The 20,821-nt window shown below is 71.3% G+C and carries 16 protein-coding genes; 10 read left to right on the forward strand and 6 right to left on the reverse strand.

The window, feature by feature from the left end; genetic code table 11:
- Positions 1–856: 856 nt before the first annotated feature.
- Positions 857–1,240: a WhiB family transcriptional regulator gene (locus AC5L30_RS19455; protein WP_091406539.1), complete on the reverse strand. Its 384-nt coding sequence runs from the start codon at positions 1,238–1,240 to the stop codon at positions 857–859.
- 253 nt (positions 1,241–1,493) lie between these two features.
- Between AC5L30_RS19455 and AC5L30_RS19460 the strand changes: the two genes are divergently transcribed.
- Positions 1,494–2,309, forward strand: a complete 816-nt coding sequence (locus AC5L30_RS19460) for a helix-turn-helix transcriptional regulator (RefSeq protein ID WP_494868929.1) — start codon at positions 1,494–1,496, stop codon at positions 2,307–2,309.
- A gap of 238 nt (positions 2,310–2,547) precedes the next feature.
- On the opposite strand, the gene AC5L30_RS19465 is transcribed toward AC5L30_RS19460, so the two are convergent.
- Complete coding sequence (locus AC5L30_RS19465) at positions 2,548–2,967, reverse strand: DUF5319 domain-containing protein (RefSeq protein WP_494868930.1); 420 nt, start codon at positions 2,965–2,967, stop codon at positions 2,548–2,550.
- 186 nt (positions 2,968–3,153) lie between these two features.
- Between AC5L30_RS19465 and guaB the strand changes: the two genes are divergently transcribed.
- Positions 3,154–4,716 (forward strand): IMP dehydrogenase, encoded by a 1,563-nt coding sequence (gene guaB, locus AC5L30_RS19470; protein ID WP_494868932.1) that lies wholly within the window; start codon positions 3,154–3,156, stop codon positions 4,714–4,716.
- Between the two features lie 30 nt (positions 4,717–4,746).
- Positions 4,747–5,865, forward strand: coding sequence for a GuaB3 family IMP dehydrogenase-related protein (locus tag AC5L30_RS19475; RefSeq protein WP_124778268.1), 1,119 nt, complete (start codon positions 4,747–4,749; stop codon positions 5,863–5,865).
- A gap of 70 nt (positions 5,866–5,935) precedes the next feature.
- Here the strand turns inward: AC5L30_RS19475 and AC5L30_RS19480 are convergent, their stop codons facing one another.
- A complete protein-coding gene (locus tag AC5L30_RS19480) occupies positions 5,936–7,051 on the reverse strand; it encodes a sugar phosphate isomerase/epimerase family protein (RefSeq protein WP_494868935.1) in 1,116 nt (371 codons plus the stop codon).
- 222 nt (positions 7,052–7,273) lie between these two features.
- Here AC5L30_RS19480 and AC5L30_RS19485 point away from each other — a divergent pair, with 222 nt between their 5' ends.
- Together AC5L30_RS19485 and AC5L30_RS19490 are read left to right on the forward strand one after the other, a co-directional pair.
- Positions 7,274–8,680, forward strand: coding sequence for a M1 family metallopeptidase (locus tag AC5L30_RS19485; protein ID WP_494868936.1), 1,407 nt, complete (start codon positions 7,274–7,276; stop codon positions 8,678–8,680).
- A gap of 110 nt (positions 8,681–8,790) precedes the next feature.
- Positions 8,791–10,248, forward strand: a complete 1,458-nt coding sequence (locus tag AC5L30_RS19490; protein ID WP_494868937.1) for a M1 family metallopeptidase — start codon at positions 8,791–8,793, stop codon at positions 10,246–10,248.
- Between the two features lie 7 nt (positions 10,249–10,255).
- Here the strand turns inward: AC5L30_RS19490 and AC5L30_RS19495 are convergent, their stop codons facing one another.
- Positions 10,256–11,374, reverse strand: a complete 1,119-nt coding sequence (locus AC5L30_RS19495; protein ID WP_494868938.1) for an LCP family protein — start codon at positions 11,372–11,374, stop codon at positions 10,256–10,258.
- A gap of 145 nt (positions 11,375–11,519) precedes the next feature.
- On the opposite strand from AC5L30_RS19495, the gene AC5L30_RS19500 reads away from it, so the two are divergent.
- The gene (locus AC5L30_RS19500; protein WP_494868940.1) at positions 11,520–13,217 is read left to right on the forward strand and encodes an FAD-dependent oxidoreductase; all 1,698 of its coding nucleotides are present in this window, start codon (positions 11,520–11,522) and stop codon (positions 13,215–13,217) included.
- Between the two features lie 151 nt (positions 13,218–13,368).
- A complete protein-coding gene (gene guaA, locus AC5L30_RS19505; RefSeq protein ID WP_494868941.1) occupies positions 13,369–14,925 on the forward strand; it encodes a glutamine-hydrolyzing GMP synthase in 1,557 nt (518 codons plus the stop codon).
- A gap of 7 nt (positions 14,926–14,932) precedes the next feature.
- Here the strand turns inward: guaA and AC5L30_RS19510 are convergent, their stop codons facing one another.
- Positions 14,933–15,301 (reverse strand): PspC domain-containing protein, encoded by a 369-nt coding sequence (locus tag AC5L30_RS19510; protein ID WP_494868942.1) that lies wholly within the window; start codon positions 15,299–15,301, stop codon positions 14,933–14,935.
- A 143-nt stretch (positions 15,302–15,444) separates the two neighbouring features.
- Here AC5L30_RS19510 and AC5L30_RS19515 point away from each other — a divergent pair, with 143 nt between their 5' ends.
- The 3 genes from AC5L30_RS19515 (at position 15,445) to AC5L30_RS19525 (ending at position 19,362) form a co-directional block, all read left to right on the forward strand.
- The gene (locus AC5L30_RS19515; RefSeq protein WP_494868943.1) at positions 15,445–16,395 is read left to right on the forward strand and encodes an NUDIX hydrolase; all 951 of its coding nucleotides are present in this window, start codon (positions 15,445–15,447) and stop codon (positions 16,393–16,395) included.
- Positions 16,396–17,130: 735 nt separating this feature from the next.
- Positions 17,131–18,066 carry an NUDIX hydrolase gene (locus AC5L30_RS19520; protein WP_494868944.1) on the forward strand — a complete coding sequence of 312 codons (936 nt, stop codon included), beginning with the start codon at positions 17,131–17,133 and terminating at the stop codon, positions 18,064–18,066.
- A 345-nt stretch (positions 18,067–18,411) separates the two neighbouring features.
- Complete coding sequence (locus AC5L30_RS19525; RefSeq protein WP_494868945.1) at positions 18,412–19,362, forward strand: CDP-alcohol phosphatidyltransferase family protein; 951 nt, start codon at positions 18,412–18,414, stop codon at positions 19,360–19,362.
- A gap of 57 nt (positions 19,363–19,419) precedes the next feature.
- Here the strand turns inward: AC5L30_RS19525 and AC5L30_RS19530 are convergent, their stop codons facing one another.
- Positions 19,420–20,673, reverse strand: a complete 1,254-nt coding sequence (locus AC5L30_RS19530) for a phosphatidylserine decarboxylase (protein WP_494868946.1) — start codon at positions 20,671–20,673, stop codon at positions 19,420–19,422.
- Positions 20,674–20,821: the final 148 nt, after the last annotated feature.

Here is a 20,821-nt window from a genome sequence, read left to right on the forward strand (position 1 = left end):
CTCCTTCGGGGGTAGGACACCCCAACCGCAAGGGGGAAGACGGCGGGGTGTGAGCACCTCGTCCGGCGCTGCACAAACAAGGGGAAAAGTCTGAAAGGGGTGACGCCCTGTCGGGCGTCGGGGTCGGCGACCTGACGAGCGGGGGCTCGTGGCGCCGGGTCCCTGTGTAACGACCGGGGGGCCCAGGTCATTCCGGGTGGCCCACCCTCCGGCACCCTCATCGGGGCGGTGCCTGCGGTCGTTCGTGGGACTGCAACGACCGGGAGGCCAGGGTCATTCCGGGGTGGCCCGCGGCACCCTCAACAAGGCGGCGCGTGCGGTCGTTCGTGGGGACCGTAACGACCCGGCGGAGGCTGGCATTCCAACCTGCGCGACCAGCCCTGGGGGTCGGCGGCCGGTCGGTGGTGCTGCGATCGTCAGGGTATGTAACGACCCCGGCCCGGCGATGATTCCGGGCCACGGGTGCGACCGGTCAACCGGCAAAGGGCCGCATACCTCGCAGATCTTAAGCCCTGCACCAGCTCTAACGCCCCAGGGATCGGACAAACCTCCCAGAGGACGTCCCTGCTCGCCCCTCGGTCCGCGTGCCCGGTCTTGATCCACTCGGGGTCACGGAAATCGGGGTGTCCGGGTCGGTGGGATGCCCCGACATCAAAGAACCCGAGTCGATCATGACGTCGTCGGCCCCCGGCCCCCGGCCCCCGGCCCCCGGCCCCCGGCCCCCGGCCCCCGGCCCCCGGCCCCCGGCCCCCGGCCGCCGGTCAGCGGTCGGAGGTTGGCGGTCCGCCCTGGAGCGCGCGAAACCGCGCCCCCAGGGTCGGGGGCGCGGTTTCGCGGATGTTAGGGACGCGTCGGGTCAGGCGACGTTGCGTTGGGCCGGGACGGTCGACTTGTGCGGGCGGCCCAGGCGGGCCTCCAGTCGTGCCACATCCACCCGGGCGTGCCGGCGGTCCGCCAGGTCCTCCCAGCCGACGGCGAGCAGGCGTAGGCGCTCCGACTCGCTGAAGCCGCCCCACACCCCGTACGGCTCGCGTACTGACAGTGCGTGGGCGGCGCATTCGGCGCGAACCGGGCAGGCGCGGCAGACCGACTTGGCGGCGGACTCGCGACGCAGCCGGGAAGAGCCACGCTCCCCGTCGGGGTGGAAGAACTGGGCGCTGTCGCGCCCTCGGCAGGCACCGAGTCGCTGCCAGTCCCAGAGATCGACGATGGGTCCGGGCAGTCTACGTACGTTCGACATCAGCACCCCTCCTCCCGCGCGGCTCCGCGAGAATCCTTATGGCCGGCGTCCGGGCGGCGGGCCGCGCAGGCGCACCGTTCCCGGCCTGGATCTCCCGGTACCCGGGCTGTCGCCAACTCACACGTGTGTGATCGAAAAGGTCCGCGAAATTGCGGCTTTTGCCCCATCTGTCGGAAAAGTTCGAAGGATTGCCGGGAACCCCCTCCCCGGCCGACCGCGTCATGGTCTGCTCGTTGGCGGAGAGGAGACCACAGTGCGTACCGTTCTTGTGTGCGTTCGGACACCACTCGCGGCCCAGCACCTTACTTCTGCTGCCGCGCGGCTGGGGTTGTCCGCGATCGTTCGTACCGCCGTCTCTGATCCCGAGGTGATGCTGCGGCTGGCCGAGCGACCGGCCGACGTGGTCCTGGCCGACACGGCCCTCACCCGGCCGGACAGCGCCGGCTTCGTCCGCCGGGTGTTGGCGCGTGCGCCGCAGGCGGCGGTGCTGCTGCTCGGCACCGAGGAGTCCGAGGCCGCGGCGGCCACCATCAGCGCCGGTGCCCGGGGGCTCATCCAGAATGTCGACCATGACCTGACCAGCGCGGTGGCGAAGGCGCTACTGCTGCTCACCGCGCCCGGCCGAGCGTCCCGGCAGCGGATCACCGATCCGGCCCGCGATGCCGCGGCGGTGGGTGGTTCCGGACGCTCCGGGCCGTCGCCGCGTGGCTCCGGTGAGCCGGGCTGGGCGGCCACGGCCGCTGATGGGCCGGCCGGAGTCGCGTCGGTGCCGGTGCAGCGAGGCGACGACGAGGCGGAGGCGGGGAACGGCGAGTCGGCGACGCAGACCGATCCGGGCCGTCCCGCCCCGAGCGCCCGACCCAGTCGGGCGTCGATCGGCCTCACCGAGCGTGAGCTTCAGGTGCTGCTCGGCATGGCCGAGGGCAAGAGCAACGCGGAGATCGGCCGGGAGCTGTTCGTCTCGGAGGACACCGTCAAGACGCACGCCCGCCGGTTGTTCCGCAAGCTTGGCGCCCGGGACCGGGCGCACGCGGTGGCGGCGGGCTTCCGCGCCGGACTAGTGGCCTGACATACGCGCCGCGCCACCGCAGGCACGCCGTGCAGCCAGGGTTCGCCGCAGGGCACGCCGCGCAGCCGGTTAAGCCGCGTGCCAGCGGAGCAGCCGCACGGTACGCCGCGGCAGCCGGGTACGCCGCGCGGCACCGGAGCAGCCGCCGTGCGGCCGCGCCGCAGGCCACGAGACAACAGGGGGTTCGTCGCGCAGCCGCGCGACAGCAGGGGGTACGCCGGGCAGCCGCGCGGCAGCGTCACTTGGTGGCGTTCGGGGTGCCCGGCTCGTCCTCGGTGCCCTCGGACAGGGTGTCGTGCACCCCGTCGGCGTATCCCCGGGCGTAGTCCCAGGTCACGTAGTGGTCCGGGTCGGGGTCGTACGCGGGCTCGTGCACCCGGGGCCGACCGGAGTTGAGCAGGTGCCGCAGGTTGCCGCGGAGCAGGTCCCAGTCGAAGTAGTGCGGCTCCCGACAGTCCTCGCATTCGATCACCAGCCCGCGGACCCCGATCGGGGCCAGCAGAGCCTGGTAGATCTCCAGGTCGGCGAGGTCTTCCAGCACATCCTGCCGCTCGACGTCGGTCAGCGGATCCGGGGTCGCGTCATCGCCCGGGTCATCCAGACCCGCGGTCGGATCGGCCGGGTCGCCATTGAACGGGTCGATGGGCTCGTCGTGCACCCCCTCACCGTAGACCCAACGCGGCGCGAACGTCCGCCCCCCGGCCTCCGTGCCGGGCCGGCCTGCCACGGACGGGTCGCCCAGCTCACTGGGTACGATGAGGCGACGTGCCGGCACCGTGGCGCGCTCCGGTGCCCGCCCGCGCCACCTCGCTGAAGCCCATCCGAGCAGCTCAGGGGAGCAATCGTGGAAAATTCGCCCAGCACCGATCTTCCGGCCGGCGTCGAGCACGCCGACCTGGGCGGCCACCTGCCCGAGCTGCCGGCCGGCTCCGCCCGGGTGGTTCCGCTCGGTCTCACCTTCGACGACGTGCTGCTTCAGCCGGGCGAGTCGGACGTGGTGCCCAGCCGGGTCAACACCCGGACGAAGCTCACCCGCAACATCGAGTTGTCCATTCCGCTGCTGTCCAGCGCGATGGACACGGTGACCGAGGCCCGGATGGCGATCGCCATGGCCCGCCAGGGCGGCATCGGCGTGTTGCACCGCAACCTCTCGCTGGAGGACCAGGCCCTCCAGGTCGACCTGGTCAAGCGCTCCGAGTCCGGCATGATCACCAACCCGGTGACCGCCAGCCCGGACGACACCCTGCGTGAGGTCGACGAGCTGTGCGGGCGTTACCGCATCTCCGGCGTTCCGGTGGTGGACGGCGACGGCCAGCTGGTCGGCATCGTCACCAACCGGGACATGCGTTTCGTCTCCGAGCCGAACACTCCGGTCCGCGAGATCATGACCCACACCCCGCTGGTCACCGCACGGGTCGGGGTGAGCAAGGACGACGCCCTGGCGCTGCTGCGTCAGCACAAGGTCGAGAAGTTGCCGATCGTCGACGACTCGGGCCGGCTGCGTGGCCTGATCACCGTCAAGGACTTCACCAAGAGCGAGCAGTACCCGGACGCCAGCAAGGACGACGCCGGCCGGCTGCGGGTCGCCGCCGCCATCGGTGTCGGCGAGGACGCCTACAAGCGGGCCCGTGCCCTGGTCGACGCGGGCGTCGACGTGCTGATCGTGGACACCGCGCACGGTCACCAGCGGGCCGTGCTGGACATGGTCCGCCGGCTCAAGGCGGACGTGTCCGTCGACGTCATGGGCGGCAACGTGGCCACGTACGCCGGCGCGAAGGCGCTGGTCGACGCCGGCGCCGACGGCGTCAAGGTGGGCGTGGGGCCGGGCGCGATCTGCACCACCCGGATCGTCGCCGGGGTCGGCGTGCCGCAGGTGACCGCGATCATGGAGGCGGCCCGGGCCGCCCGCCCGGCCGGCGTGCCGGTGATCGGCGACGGCGGCATCCAGTATTCCGGCGACATCGCCAAGGCCCTGGTGGCCGGCGCCGACACGGTGATGCTCGGCAGCCTGCTGGCCGGTTGCGAGGAGAGCCCCGGCGAGCTGATCTTCGTGAACGGCAAGCAGTTCAAGACGTACCGCGGGATGGGGTCGCTCGGCGCGATGCAGTCCCGGGGTCAGGCCAAGTCGTACAGCAAGGACCGCTACTTCCAGCAGGACGTGCTCAGCGACGACAAGCTGGTCCCCGAGGGCGTGGAGGGCCAGGTGCCCTACCGGGGGCCGCTCTCCCGGGTGGCCCACCAGCTGGTCGGCGGTCTGCGACTGGCCATGGGGTACGCCGGTGCGGAGAACATCCCCGATCTGCACCGCCGGGGCCAGCTCATCCGGATCACCGCGGCTGGCCTGAAGGAGAGCCACCCGCACGACATCCAGATGACCGTCGAGGCGCCCAACTACCACACCCGCTGACCCACCACCCCCAACCACCTGGAGTCCCCCATGCGTGACGTGGTCGAGATCGGGCTGGGCAAGACCGCGCAGCGCGGCTACCACCTGGACGACATCGCCATCGTGCCGAGCCGCCGTACCCGGGACGTCGATGACGTCTCGACGTCCTGGCAGCTCGACGCGTACCCGTTCGGCATTCCGTGCGTCGGCCACCCCTCCGACGCCACCATGAGCCCGTCCTCGGCGGTGCGCCTCGGTCAGCTCGGCGGCCTCGGCGTGCTCAACGTCGAGGGGCTCTGGACCCGCTACGAGAACCCGACGAAGGTGCTGGACGAGCTGGCCGGCCTCGACGAGGAGGCGCGCGCCACCAAGCGGCTCCAAGAGGTGTACGCCGAGCCGATCCGCCCGGACCTGATCGCCGAGCGGGTCCGCGAGCTACGCGCCGGTGGCGGCACGGTGGCGGTGCGGGTCTCCCCGCAGCACACCCTCGCGCTCGCGCCGGTGATCCTGGACGCCGGGGTGGACATCCTGGTCATCCAGGGCACCATCGTCTCGGCCGAGCACGTGTCGACCACCGACGAGCCGCTGAACCTCAAGGAGTTCATCGCCGACCTCGACCTGCCGGTGATCGTCGGTGGCTGCACGGACTACAAGACGGCGCTGCACCTGATGCGTACCGGCGCGGCCGGTGTGATCGTGGGCATCGGTGGCGACGAGTGGTCGACCACCGAGTCGGTGCTGGGCATCCGGGTGCCGATGGCCACCGCGATCGCCGACGCCGCGGCAGCCCGCCGTGACTACCTGGACGAGACCGGTGGCCGGTACGTGCACCTGATCGCCGACGGTGACATCCAGACCTCGGGTGACATCGCCAAGGCGCTCGGCTGCGGCGCGGACGCGGTGATGCTCGGTGAGCCGCTGTCGCTCTGCGACGAGGCCCCCGCCGGTGGTGCCTGGTGGCACTCGGCGGCGAGCCACCCGTCGCTGCCCCGGGGCGCTTTCGAGGTCTCCGGTGAGCCGCTCGGGTCGATGGAGCAGTTGCTCTTCGGGCCGGCGGACGAGGCCGACGGTCAGCTCAACCTGTTCGGCGGGCTGCGTCGGGCGATGGCCAAGTGTGGTTACCGCGACCTGAAGGAGTTCCAGAAGGTCGGTCTGGTCCTCGACCGCTGACCGATCCGTCAGACGCCGGAAGGCCGGCCCCGCAGGTGCGGGGCCGGCCTTCGTCGCGTTCAGCCGGGGGTCACTTCTCCAGGTAGATGGTCAGGTCGGACATGTTGCGGTAGCTGGTCGCCGCGAAGTCGAGCGACTGGCCCTTGTTGTCCGTGCCGCCGGGGGCGGTGTCCATCTCCCAGTTGGCGTGGTGGAAGTTGCGTTCGCCGATGGTCTGGAAGAACTGCTGGAAGTTGAGGTCACCGTCGCCCAGCGGGGTCATCTGGTATCCGTTGGGGACGCTGGTGTCCCGGTCGCCGTCCTTGGCGTGGAAGAGCGGGAACCGGGTGGTCCGGTCGGCCACGGTGAGGATCGGGTCGAACAGGTTGGTGACCTCCTGGCCGGCCGGGTTGACGTACTTCTGGTGCTTGTAGCGGGCCACGTAGGCCCAGTAGATGTCCAGCTCGAAGAAGACGTACCGCGGGTCGGTGATCTCGAAGAAGTACTCCAGTCGGCGGATGCCGGAGGATCGGGTCTGCCGGCCCTGAGCGTCGCGCGGTCCCCGGTCGATCAGGAAGCTGTACGCGGCGTCGTGGTTGTGCGTGTAGAGCCGCATGCCCCGGGCCCTGGCCTGCCGGCCCAGCTCGTTCCAGATGTCCGCGGCGGCGTCCCACTCGGCCTTGTACGCGCTGCTGGTGGGGTCGCTGCCGGTGCCGATGTTCTTCATGCCGATTTCCTCGGCGATGTCGAGTTGTTGCTGGAAGGTGGCCGGCTGGATCGAGGCGTGGGTGCCGTTGGCCACCAGACCGTTGTCGTCGAGGATCTTGCGGATCTCGGCGGGGGTGATCTGTCGGCCCAGGATCTCGGTGCTCTGGGTGTAGCCGGCGAACTCGATCTCCTTGTAGCCGATCTCGGCGAGTCGGGCGAGGACGCGCTCGAAGCCGTACGGCACCCCGCTGTCGTCGGGCGCGGCGGTGATCCGGTCGCGGACGCTGTAGAGGATGATGCCGCAGTTCCTGGCCGGGATCAGCGGCTCGACCCGCAGCTTGCTCGCGTTGCCAGGGTTGGCGAGCGCGGGGGCGCCGGTGGCGAGGACGGGTAGGCCGGCCGCGCCGATCGCGGCGGCGGCGCCGGCGGAGGCGGCGAGCAGGGATCGGCGGCTGAGCCGGCCGGTGGGGGTGGCGTCGGGGGCGGTGTGGTCTGGCATGGGTTCCACCTTTCGCGACGGTGGTCGGAGACAGACACTAACGTCGGTCTAAGTCGAAAGAAAGGTTCGATCGACGGCAGCTTTTGTTCGATTCGACGAAAGTCACTGATGGTCGTCGATACCGGCCGCGTGGCCCGCGATGCTGACTACGCTCGTCCTGACCGGAACGCCGCAAAAGGCGGGAACACCGCAGAAAGCCGGAACGCCGCAGGAGGGGTGCGCATGGTCCTGACTGGACGGAGACTGCGCGTCGTCACCGCGCTGACCTGCCTGATCGGGCTGGTCGCAACCGGTTGTACCGGCGACGACCGCGACGGCTTCCGACCCGGTGCCGCCGACGCCGGCGACCCGTACGTGCCGGGGCACGGCAACGGCGGCTACGACGTCGCGAACTACGGCCTCGACGTCCGCTACGACCCGTCGACCGACCGGCTGACCGGTCGAGTCGTCATCACTGCCACCGCCACCCAGGACCTGTCCCGGTTCAATCTGGACCTGGTCGGCCTGGAGGTCGGCGCGGTCACCGTGGGCGACGCGGCGGCTGAGCACCGGCGCGGCGACGGCGAATTGGTGGTGACGCCCCGCGACGGCCTGCCGCGTGGTCGGCAGTTCACCGTGACGGTCGACTACGCGGGCGTCCCCACGGCCGTCGACGACGGGGCGTTGGGCAGCGGCGGTTTCCTGCACACCGCCGACGGCGCGGTGGCGCTCGGCCAACCCGACTCGGCCGCCACCTGGTTCCCGGTCAACGATCACCCGTCGGACAAGGCCACCTACGACCTGGCGGTGACCGTCCCGGACGGCGTGGCCGCGCTGAGCAACGGCGTACCCGGGCCGAAGAGCAGCGCCGACGGCTGGACCACCTGGCGCTGGTCGGAGCGCGCCCCGATGGCCAGCTACCTGAGCACGCTGGTGATCGGTGACTACCGGGTGGTGACCGGCACGCACGCCGGGCGGCCGATGGTCACGGCGGTGGCCGCGAGCCTGCCGGCGACCGGCGGCGCGGCCACCTCGCTGGCCCGCACCGGCGCGATCGTCGACTTCCTGGCCAGCCGCTTCGGCCCGTACCCGTTCGACTCGTACGGCGGGATCGTGATCGCCGACGACCGGATCGGGTACGCGCTGGAGACCCAGTCCCGGCCGGTCTACGGGCCTGCCTTCTTCTCCGACGACCTGCCGAACACGAGCGTCGTCGCACACGAACTGGCGCACCAGTGGTTCGGCGACAGCGTGTCGCTGACCAGGTGGGGCGACATCTGGCTCAACGAGGGCTTCGCCAGCTACGCCGAATGGCTGTGGGAGGAGCACGACGGCGGCCAGACCGCCCAGCGCAACTTCGAGATCCAGTACGCGGCGACCGACTGGACGCAGCCGTCGGTCGAGCCGGGCCGGGAGCAGATGTTCGGCACGGCCGTCTACAAGCGCGGGGCGCTCGCCGTACACGCGTTGCGCCGTACCGTCGGTGACGACCTCTTCTTCCGCATCCTGCGTACCTGGACCAGCGAGCGGGCGGCGGGCAACGCGACCACCGCGGACCTCGTCGCGCTGGCCGAGCGGGTCGCGGAGCGGCAACTGCGTCCGCTCTTCGACGCCTGGTTGGTGGGTGGGTCGGCTCCCACACTGCCGTGACCCGGCCCTGCGGCCCGGTCGATATGCTGCCGCCTGCGAACGGCGGGTAGGCGCCCGTTCGCGCGGAGCGGCAGAGGCCGTGACCGGCCACCGTGCGGAAAGGGTGTGGGATGCGGGGGACGCGGCACAGACTGCGAATGGCCGCCGGTCTGCTGGTGACCGGTGCGCTCGCACTGTCCGGATGCGACTCGACGGCCCCGGAGACGGCGCTACCACCGAGCGCGTCCCCCACGCCGCCGCGGACGTTCACCGCGGGCGCCGACGGGGTCGGCGACGCCTACTTCCCGACCTACGGCAACGGCGGCTACGACGTCGGGCGGTACACCGTGAAGGTGCGCTACGACCCGGCCAAGGACCAGTTGACGGGTACGACCACCGTGCGGGCCACCGCGACGGCGGACCTGTCGACGTTCAACCTCGACCTGGCCGGCCTGACCGTCAGCGCGGTCACCGTGGACGGCGCGCCGGCGACTCACAGCCGCAAGCGGAACGAGCTGGTGATCAAGCCGGCCTCCGGCCTGATCAACGGCAACGGGTTCGTCGCCGAGATCACCTACGCCGGTAAGCCGAAGCCGCTGAAGAACGAGACGCTCGGTGACGGCGGTTTCCTGCACACCACCGACGGTGCCATCGCGCTGGGTCAGCCCGAGTCGGCCAGCACCTGGTTCCCGGTCAACGACCACCCGTCGGACAAGGCGGCCTATGACTTCGAGGTCACCGTTCCGGACGGCCTGACCGCGATCAGCAACGGCGTTCCCGGCGGAAAGGCGAGCTCGGGCGGTTGGACCACCTGGAAGTGGTCGGAGAAGTCGCCGATGGCCAGCTATCTGAGCACGCTGGTGATCGGCAAGTTCCGGATCACCACCGGCGAGCACAAGGGTCGCCCGGTCTACAACGCGGTCACCACCACCGAGGCCAAGGGCAACGCGGACGCGTCCATCGCGCAGACCGTCGCGGTGGCCGACTACCTGGAGAGCGTGTTCGGGCCGTACCCGTTCGACGCGTACGGCGGGGTGGTGATCTCCGACAGCCGGATCTCCTACGCCCTGGAGACGCAGAGCCGACCGGTCTACGCGGCGAGCTTCTTCCGGCAGGGCGAGAACACCGAGGTCGTCGCGCACGAGTTGGCCCACCAGTGGTTCGGCGACAGCGTCGCGTTGGCCAAGTGGGAGGACATCTGGCTCAACGAGGGCTTCGCGACGTACGCGGAGTGGCTCTGGGCCGAGCACACCAAGGCGTACACCGCCAAGGAGGCGTTCGACAGCCGGTACGCCAGCATGTCCGCGCAGGTGTGGCAGACCCCGCCGGGCAAGCCGGGCGTGGACAAACTGTTCAGTGAGTCGGTCTACCAGCGCGGCGGGATGACCCTGCACGCCCTGCGGGTGGCGGTCGGCGACAAGACGTTCTTCGAGATCGTCAGGACCTGGGCGGCGGAGAAGCGCGACGGCACCGCGACCACGGCCGAGTTCGTGGCCCTGGCCGAGCGGATCTCCGGCAAGCAGCTCGACGCGGTCTTCGACGCCTGGCTCTATGGCACCAAGAAGCCCGCCCTGCCCAAGCGGCTCTGAACGGCGGTCAGTTCTTGACGACCAGGGCGGGGTGGGCGGCCAGGTACGCGTCGGCGCGGCCGGCGCGCAGTTCGGTGAGGAACTTGCGGCCCTCGGTGGTCAACTGTTCGCCCCGGTAGGCGCTGCCCTTTCCGACGCCGGAACCGGGTAGCCCGACCAGCGTGAAACGGTTCTCCGGCACGCCACTCAGGGCGTACGCGATGTCGACGATCCGGCGGCCGCCCACGTAGACCAGCGTGTCGCCCAGCGCGGAGACCACCTGGTCGACCCGCTCCGGCTGCCGGGCCAGACCCTCATCCAGGATCTTGCGGGTCATCGCCCGGATCAGCTGCTGCTGGTGCCGCTGCCGCGCGTAGTCACCACCGGTGATGTAGCGCTGCCGCGCGTAGTCCAGCGCCTGCCAGCCGTTGAGGTGCCGCTCGCCCTTTTCGTAGACCTGCTGCGGTCCCTTGTACCCGCCCGGCGCGCTCTCCCGGTACTTGCCGTCCGGTCGGCGGTGCATCGAGGCGACCCGCTGGTCGACGTAGATGTCCACGCCGCCCAGGGCGTCGACCAGCCGGTCGAACCCGTTGAACGTGAGCACCGCGCCGGCGTCGATGCGCAGCCCGGTGTAACCGCTGACCGTGCTGCGCAGCAGCTCGTACCCCTGGGCTGTGCTGGGTTGTTTGGGTTTGCCCGGCACCCGGCTGCCGAAGCTCATCGCGTGCGTGAGCTTGGTCTTGCCGCCCTTGTAGCCGGCCTTCGGGAACGCCGGGATGTCCACCAGCAGGTCGCGGGGGAGCGAGAAGAGGTACGCGCGATCCAACCCCTTGGGTACGTGCAGCACCAGCACGGCGTCCGAGTGCGGCTCCCAGCCGGGCACGCTGACCCGGGTGTCCACACCGACCAGCAGGAGGTTGAGTGGGCCGGTGATGTCCGCGCCCGGCGGTGGACCGCTGGGGCTCGGGGTCGGCGTGCCGATCGGAGACGGAGTCGGCGAGCCGCCCACCGGAGCGCCGCCCGGCTTGTTGTCGCCGGTCAGCCGGGTGATCACCACCGTGCCGGCCGCGATCAGCGCGACGACCGCGAGGGCCGCCAACCCCAGCAGCAGCCACCGTCGGCGCGGCGCCATCGACCCGAGAACCATCTTGGATTCCTTCCACCCGTCTGGTAAACAACGCTCCGACGGGTGCTCCGGGTTGCGGCCGGGAGGCGCCGGGTCGGTCGGCCGGAGCATGATCGCGCGAAAAGTGCCGCTGGCGCGAGCGCTACTCGCGAGTAATGATGCGTCCATGCGGTACGACGTGGTCGTCATCGGGTCCGGCTTCGGTGGCAGCGTCACCGCGCTCCGACTGGCCGAGAAGGGTTATTCGGTCGCGGTGCTGGAAGCCGGTCGCCGCTTCGCCGACGACGAATTCCCGCAGACGTCCTGGCGGGTCCGCCGGTTCCTCTGGGCACCGAAGCTGGGCTGCTACGGCATCCAACGGCTCACCCTGCTCCGCCCGGCCGACCGACGATCCGGCGGCGGGGTGCTGGTGCTCTCCGGTGCCGGGGTGGGCGGCGGTTCGCTGGTCTACGCGAACACCCTCTACGAACCACTGCCGGCCTTCTACACCGACCCGCAGTGGCGCGACATCACCGACTGGCGCGACGAGTTGGCCCACCACTACGACCAGGCGAAACGGATGCTCGGTGTCACCACGTACCCGGTGCACACCGGCGCGGACCGCGCCATGCGCGCGGTGGCCGAGCGGATGGGGGTGGGGCACACCTTCCACGCCACCCCGGTGGGCGTGCACATCGGCCGGCCCGGTCAGCGGGTCGCCGACCCGTACTTCGGCGGCGCCGGCCCGGAACGCACCGGCTGCCTGCACTGCGGCTCGTGCATGACCGGCTGCCGGCACGGGGCGAAGAACACGCTGGTCAAGAACTACCTCTGGCTCGCGGAGCGGCTCGGGGTCACGGTCCGTCAGTTGACCACGGTGACCGCTGTCCGGCCGGCCAACGGCGGCGGGTACGAGGTGCACACCGAGCGCACCGGCGCCTGGCTGCGCAAGGGTCGGCAGGTCATCCACGCCGACCAGGTGGTCTTCGCCGCCGGGGCGCTCGGCACCCAGCGGCTGCTGCACGCGATGCGGGCCGACGGGGCGTTACCCGAGCTCTCGCCCCGCCTCGGCGAGCTGACCCGGACCAATTCGGAGGCGATCCTCGGTGCCTCGGTGCCACGTCAACGAGCCCGGTCCGAGCGGCTGGACTACACCGAGGGGGTGGCCATCACCAGTTCGTTCCACCCCGACCCGCAGACGCACATCGAGCCGGTCCGGTACGGGCGGGGCTCCAACGCGATGGGCCTGCTCCAGTCGCTGCTGGTCGACGGCGGCCCACACCGGGTACGTCGCTGGCTGAGCAGCATGGTGCGGCAGCCCGGGTTGGCCGCGCGGATGCTGTCGGTCCGCGGCTGGTCGGAACGGACGGTGATCGCCCTGGTCATGCAGTCCGCGGACAACTCACTGACCACCCGGTGGCGGCGTGGCCCGCTCGGTCGGAGGTTGGTCACCGGCCCGGGCCACGGCACGCCCAGCCCGACCTGGATCCCGGCCGGTAACACCGCGGCCCGACTGCTCGCCGACGAGATCGGCGGCACCCCCGGCGGTTCGCTCACCGAACCGTTCGACATCCCGATGACCGCGCACATCCTGGGCGGGGCGGTCATCGGGGCGAACCCGGCCGACGGGGTGATCGACCCTTGGCACCGGGTGTACGGGCACGCCGGGCTGCACGTGGTCGACGGGGCCGCCGTCTCCGCCAATCTGGGCGTGAACCCCTCCCTGACGATCACCGCCCAGGCCGAACGAGCGATGTCCTTCTGGCCCAACAAGGGCGAGCAGGACCCCCGCCCGGCGCTCGGGTCCTCGTACCGCCGGCTAGTACCCGTACCCCCACAGAACCCGGCAGTCCCGCCGAACGCCCCAGGAGCGCTACGACCCTGACCCCCCACCTTGCGGCGATCTTGCAGTTTCGGTCGTCGTTCTGTGGCGCGTGTGGCTTTTGTTCAGACAGCAAGTGCAAGATCGCGGGGCGAGTGGATTGCCGGCGAGCCGGTGCCGGGGGTGGCCGTGACTGTGGGTAGGCTTCGTGCACATGAGCCTGCCTCGCCCCGTCCTCGTGGTGGACTTCGGAGCCCAGTACGCCCAGCTCATCGCCCGCCGGGTCCGTGAGGCGAAGGTCTACTCCGAGATCGTGCCGCACTCGATGCCGATCGCCGAGATGCTGGCGAAGAACCCCGCCGCGATCATCCTCTCCGGTGGCCCGGCCAGCGTGTACGCCCCGGACGCGCCGCAGATCGACGCGGGCGTGTTCAACGCCGACGTGCCGGTCTTCGGCATCTGCTACGGCTTCCAGGCGATGGCCCAGGCGCTCGGCGGCACGGTCACCAGGACCGGCAACCGTGAGTACGGCGGCACCCCGCTGCGCCCCCGCCTCCTCGACCCCGGTGTGCTGCTGCGTGACCTGCCGGCCGACCTGCCGGTCTGGATGAGCCACGGCGACTGCGTCACCGAGGCGCCCGAGGGCTTCACGGTGACCGCCGAGTCGGCGGGTGCCCCGGTTGCCGCATTCGAGGACCTGGCCGGGCGTCGGGCCGGTGTGCAGTTCCACCCGGAGGTCGGGCACACCGCGCACGGCCAGGAGATGCTGACCCGATTCCTCTACGACATCGCCGGCATCGAGCCGACCTGGACGCCCGAGAACATCATCGACGAGCAGGTCGCCCGGATCCGCGCCCAGATCGGCGACAAGGAGGTCATCTGCGGCCTCTCCGGCGGGGTCGACTCGGCGGTCGCCGCGGCGCTGGTGCACAAGGCGGTCGGTGACCAGCTGACCTGCGTCTTCGTCGATCACGGCCTGTTGCGCGCCGGCGAGGCCGAGCAGGTGGAGAAGGACTACGTCGCCGCCACCGGCATCAAGCTGAAGGTGGTCGACGCCGCCGACCGGTTCCTCGGCGCGCTCGCCGGGGTGACCGACCCGGAGCAGAAGCGCAAGATCATTGGTCGGGAGTTCATCCGGGTCTTCGAGGCGGCGGCCCGCGAGATCGCCGCACACGCCGATGTCGAGTTCCTCGTCCAGGGCACCCTCTACCCCGACGTGGTGGAGTCCGGCGGCGGCACCGGCACCGCGAACATCAAGAGCCACCACAACGTCGGCGGCCTCCCGGAGGACCTGAAGTTCGCACTGGTCGAGCCACTGCGCACCCTGTTCAAGGACGAGGTCCGAGCGCTCGGCCTCCAGTTGGGCCTGCCCGAGGCGATGGTCTGGCGGCACCCGTTCCCCGGCCCAGGCTTGGCCATCCGGATCATCGGCGCGGTCGACCAGGAGCGCCTCGACCTGCTCCGCCAGGCCGACCTGATCGCCCGCGAGGAGCTGACCGCCGCCGGCCTCGACCGGGGTGTCTGGCAGTTCCCGGTGGTGCTCCTCGCCGACGTACGCAGCGTCGGCGTGCAGGGAGACGGGCGCAGCTACGGGCATCCCGTAGTGCTGCGCCCGGTCTCCAGCGAGGACGCGATGACCGCCGACTGGTCCCGGCTGCCCTACGACGTGGTGGCCCGGATCTCCACCCGGATCACCAACGAGGTCGCCGAGGTGAACCGGGTGGTCCTGGACGTCACCAGCAAGCCGCCGGGCACCATCGAGTGGGAGTGAGCGCCGCTCAGGCGACCGGCGGCGGGCTGGACGGGGTCGTCGGCGGGTAGGGCGGCGTCGGGGCGTACCCCTGCGGTGGTCCGCCGGGCGCGGGCCCGGCGGTGGGCGGCGGGCCGTTCTGCGGCGCGACGCCCGCGGCGTGCGGCCAGGCCGGCGCGCCGCTGGGCTCCTCCGGCATCAGGAACCACATGATCGGGTACGCGAACAGCGCGAGCCCGCCGGTGAGCAGTCCGGTGACCGCGAAGATCACCCGGACCAGGGTGGGGTCGACGGCGAAGTAGCGGCCGACGCCGCTGGCGACCCCCGCGACCATGCGGTCGGTGGTGGGTCGCCGAAGCTGCTTGTACGGGGCGCGGGGAGCGGTGGTCGATGTCATACCCCCACGGTCCGCGCTGGCGCCCGGCCTGCCCTCGGTGACCGCCCGGATCATTACCCTGACCAATCCCTGATCGGGGCCGGACAGTCAGGAATCCGACTCTTTTCCGTTCCGGTAACCCGGCCCGGGGAGAATTTGCTTCCGTGACCACCTTGCTGAAGCCGCTCCGCAGGATCGCGGCATACGCAGTTTGTGCTGATTCAAGCGGCCGAGTCTTGCTGGTCCGCGCATCGGAGCGCTCCGGCACCCCCGGCGCGTGGTCGCTGCCCGGCGGGGCGGTCGACCACGGCGAGGACCCGAACCACACGGTCGTTCGCGAGACCGCCGCCGAAACCGGCCTCTCGGTCGCCGTCTCCGGCCTGGTCGACGTGCTCGCCGACATGCGGGCACTCCCGGACCGCGGCATCACCATCCACACCGACCGCCTGATCTACCAGGTGGCCGTGCGCGGCGGCACCCTCGCGGACCGGGTCGGCGAACGCCCCACCGACCTGGCCCGGTGGTACACCCTCGACGAGGCGCGCGAACTGCCGCTGCGCTCGTTCACCGCACGCGCCCTCGGGCTGCCCGCCTCCTCGGCCGACGTGGTGCCCGACGAGGCCCCCGAATTCCCCTCCTTCTACGCCGTGCCCGGCCCCGACGGGCTGCACCGGGCCCAGCGCTTCGCCGCGTACGCGGTCTGCACCGACCCCGCCGGCCGGGTGCTCCTCACCCGCATCTCCGACGGCTACCCGGGCGCCGGCTGCTGGCACCTGCCCGGCGGCGGCACCGACTACGGCGAGCAGCCCGGCGCGGCCCTGATCCGAGAGTTGATCGAGGAGACCGGCCAGGCCGGCCGCCTCGTCGAACTGCTTGGAGTCGCCAGCCACCGCGACGCCGCCTCGCTCGGCCCCGAGGGCTACCCCATCGACTGGCACGGCGTACGCGCCTTCTACCGGGTCGTCGTCGACCAGCCCAACCCACTGACCGTGGCCGACGTGGGTGGCTCCACCTGCGAGGCCCGCTGGTTCGCCCGCGAGGAGCTGGGCGCTCTCCCCACCGACCGCCTCACCGAGGTGACCGCCGAAGCAGTCCAAGCAGCCCAGCTCACCTGACCCCGACCGGTCTGCCCGGTTGGCCGGGCGGCCCAGCGCGCCGTCGACGGTGTCCAGGTTCGGGCATGTGCTGTCGGCGGGTGCCGCCGGTTACCGGGGTCACCCGCGTGCCTCAAGTGGGCGGGCGCATCACGCGCAGGCGGGAGCGCTGGCCATGCCTCAAGTGGGCGCGCCATTACGCCTAGGCGGGGCCCCGGCCCTGCCTCGAGCGCGCACGTAGCTTCTCGGCGCGAGCTGGATCAGGGTCATTTTGTGGGCGCACGACCCCCGCGCCCGTTTGGTGCGTGTTGGGAAAGTGGCCGGAGTCGGGTGGCCCAGAACCGGAGTCGGGTGGCCCGCGACAGGTGTGTCGCCGGCGACCTGCGCCTGTGCCCTCCGGCCTCTGATCAACTCGCATTCCATGAATAGGCGGTATCCCGGGCGCTGGGATACCGCGCCTTTCGTGAAGCCGAGTTGATCACCGTTCGTTCTGGCCGGCGTGACGCGAATGGACTCCACAATGAGGGCTAATGGAGCGAAGCGGGCACACTGGCAGACCAGGCGAAATCGTTCCTGCCGGTGGAAATCGGCCGCTGCGTGGTTGGCTACCTCAGTCCGAGCGCCCCGGCTTGCCAGCTCTGCGGGTATTCCCGCGCGCTGTCCCGGATTGATCATGACGTTATCGTCAGGGCGCGAGATGGATGGCGATAACTTCATGATCAACGGGCCGGGGTGCGAAGCGGGGGATGAGCAACGGTGCAACTTACGCGGCGAGTCGGGGCGTACGGACTTTTGCGGGATTCGGGCCGGGTCTTGGTGGTTCGGGACGGGGTGGAGGGTGAGTTTCCGGGGGTCTGGCGGTTGCCGGGCGGTGCCGTCGCGCATGCGGAGGACCCGGAGCGCGCTGTGGTCCGCGCGGTCGCCGAACAGGCCGGGCTGACGGTCGCGGTGACGCGACTACTCCAGGTGGTCGCCGATGTGGTCACCTTTCCGGAGGACAAGGTCGCGCTGCACACCGACCGGCTGTTGTTCGAGCTCAGCGCGCCCCACGACGCACTGCCCGAGAGCGCAAGGCCGGAGAGCGGGTTGCGGGGCGGCGGGGGTGATCAGGTTGATCAGGCTTGCTGGCTTTCGCTGGCGAAGGTGGCGCGGCTGCCGCTGACCCCGTTCACCGCCGAGGCGCTCGGTCTGCCGCTCACCCCGTTGCCGGCCGGGACACACCGGTCGGGGGATCCGTTTCCGCCGCCGCACCCCGACCGTCGGCTGCGCTTTGGGGCGTACGGGCTGGTCACCGACCCGGCTGGGCGGATTCTGCTCACGCAGATCGCGGCGGGCTATCCGGGGGCCGGCCTGTGGCACCTGCCCGGCGGTGGCACCGATCACGGTGAGCAGCCGGCCACCGGGTTGCTCCGGGAGTTGGTCGAGGAGGGCGGGCAGGTGGGCCGGGTGGTGGAGCTCCTTGGCGTCAACAACCTGCACAATCCCGCCGCACTGGGCCCGGAGGGTCGGCCTTTGGACTGGCATGGCGTACGGGTGATCTATCGGGTGCTGGTGGACGTACCTACCGACGCCGTGGTCACCGAGTCCGGCGGAGGGTCGACGGCGCGGGCGGGGTGGTTCACCCGGGCCGAGGCGGTTGACCTGCCGTTGAGCGACATCGCTGCCGTGGCAATCGGACAGAGTGGCCGATAGCACCCCGCTCGGTGAGCCGACCTGGTGACCCTCCGGTACAGTCAAAGGCGGGAATGATGGAGGAAACGGGCGATGACGCCCGGGATGGGAACAAGCGAGCGGTTCGAGCGGTTTAAGCCAGATATAAGTACCGCCGGCAGCTATCGCCAAGCCATGTTCCCCTATGCGATGGTGTACTCCGCAAAACGGCTGCCGGGCCATGCAAGGTCCGGCACGAGACAGCCGGACACCCGCCACATGGCGGCCAGCAGATCCGGTGATGGAGGAAACGTGCCGAGAGCCCCATGGCGCCGGCGTCGTACTACTGACAGTCCGCGCCCCGCAGGGCGTCGCTGGGCGGGCCGGTTGCGCCGCAGCAGCACGTTCGCCCGCCAGGTGCTGTTGGTCCGGGTCGGTCGCCGCGACGGCGACCTGCACCCGACTGACCTGGCCCCGACCGAGCACCGGTACGCCGATCGGCAGCGCCGTCGCTACGGCCTGGACCGGCTCAGCCGGCCGACACTGGGTGTGGACCCGACACTGGGCCTGGACCGAGCCGACATCGATGCGGTCATGCCGGTCAGCCCGGCGATGCCGCCGATGGCGCAGGTCGACGAGGCCCGCCCGATCCCGCTGCTCCCCGGCGAGCGCACCATCGCCCGCCGAATGAAGTTCGGCCTGGTCAATGCCTGCACGCTGGCCAGCCTGATGCTCGGCATGCTGGCCATCTTCCTGGCCATGCAGGGCGAGGTACGCATCGCCGCGCTCTGCCTGATCGCCTGCGTCGCCTTCGACGGTCTGGACGGCGCGCTGGCCCGACGGCTCGGTGTGGCCAGCCCGTTCGGCGCGCAGATGGACTCCCTGGCCGACATGTGCTCGTTCGGTCTCGCCGCGCCGGTCGTGGTCTACGCCTCGCTCGCCGGCTCCGTCTCCACGGCAGCGGCGGCGGTGGCGTGCGCCCTGGTCGCGGCGTGTGCCGCGATTCGACTGGCCCGCTTCAACGTCTCGCCGAAGGACGGCCGGTTCTTCTGCGGGGTGCCCACCACCATGGCGGCCGCGGTGCTCGCAGTGACCGTGGCGATCGGCCTGCCGGTGCCCGGTGCCGTGCTGGTCGCCGGGGTGGCACTGCTGGCCTTCGCGATGGTGTCGAGCTTCCCATACGCCAAGCTCGCCCGGCTGGTGAAGCTGCCGCCGTGGCTCTGGTTGGCTCCGGTGATCGGCGCGCTGGTCGACATCCGGCTCACGTTCGCCCTGATCGTGGTGGGCTACCTGGTCAGCGGGCCGGTTCTCTGGCTGCGGCAGCGTCGTACCGCCTGAGGTAAGCAGACAGAACGGGGCGCCGCGGACAGCGGCGCCCCGTTCCTCGTTCGCGGGTCAGCGCCAGCGGGCGATGACCGTGGACCCCCCGACCACCTTGTCGCCCGGCCCCACCAGCGGGTCCGCGGCCTCGGCGGGCAGGTAGACGTCGGTCCGGGAGCCGAACCGGATCAGCCCGAAGCGCTCGCCCTTGGCCAGCAGCGCGCCGATCGGCGCGCGCTGCACGATCCGGCGGGCGATCAGCCCGGTGCGCTGCGCGACCACCACCGTGCCGCGAGCGGTGTCCAGCACGGTGTACGCGGCGACGTTGTGCTCGGCGTCCGGCTTCATGGCGTTGACGAAGCCGCCGTCGGCGACGAAGTAGTCCACCACCTTGCCGGCGACCGGGGCGCGGTTGACGTGCACGTCCAGCACCGACAGGAACACCGCGATCCGCAGCCACTCGCCGTCGCCGAAGCGCTCGTCGTGCAGCCGCTGCACCGACAGGACCTTGCCGTCCGCGCTGGCCACCACGGCGCTCGGGTCCTCCGGAACGTCCCGCTCGGGATCCCGGAAGAACGCGGCGACCGGCCCGGCGGCCAGGGCCGGCAGCAGCCACAGCTTGGACGACGGGCGCGTCACCCGGGCCAGCGCCGCGAGGCCCAGCGCGATGCCCGCCGCCGCCACGCCGTTGGAGTCGATGTGCATGCCCCGGGTCAGCGGCACACTCGACGGCCGGTACGCGGGGGTCAGGCTGTCGGCCGAAGCCGGGCTGGCCGGAGTGAACCGCAGTCGGAAGATCCGCACCGGTGGCGAGTTGCGCAGCACCAGGTCGGCACCGACGCCGTACAGGGCGTCCTGTCGGGCCAGCTCGGCGGCGGCGCCCTCGGTCCGGCCGGGCGCGGCGACGGTCGCCACGCTCAGCACCGCCCCGTCGGCCAGGTACTTCGCCAACCCCTCGACGCCGCTGCGGGTCGCCTCGGCGGTGCCGGTGAACACCTCACCGGCGATGACGACCTCGGCGGCCTCGGCTTCGGCCAGCGAGTCGACGACGCTCACCCGGTCGGCGACCCAGCGGCCCTGGGCGGTGACGTGCTCGCGGAGCGCAGCAGCGCCGAACGGCTCGGCGGGCACCACGGTGAGCCGGTCACCGGGGAGCAGTGCCTCGATCGCCGCGGCCAGCACAGCGGAGTCCGGGGTCACCCCGACCAGTAGGGCGGCCTTGGCGTCGTTGATCCGGGCCAGCTCGGCGACGAGGGTACGGGCGGCTCGCTCGCCGATGCGGACCGGACCGGACCGGCCGGTGGTACGCACGGCGGGGGACTGGGTCATGTCGGGCGGGCTCCTGACGGGGGTAGAGACGGGAATCGCGGCGGGACCGCCATGGGCGGGACGGGCCGGCCGGCGGAGGCGAGATCTCCACCGGCCAGCATATGCGGCCGTCCGCGCCGGCCGCACCGCCGTGGGGCTGCGGTGGACC

It is taken from the genome of Micromonospora sp. BQ32 (assembly GCF_059358895.1).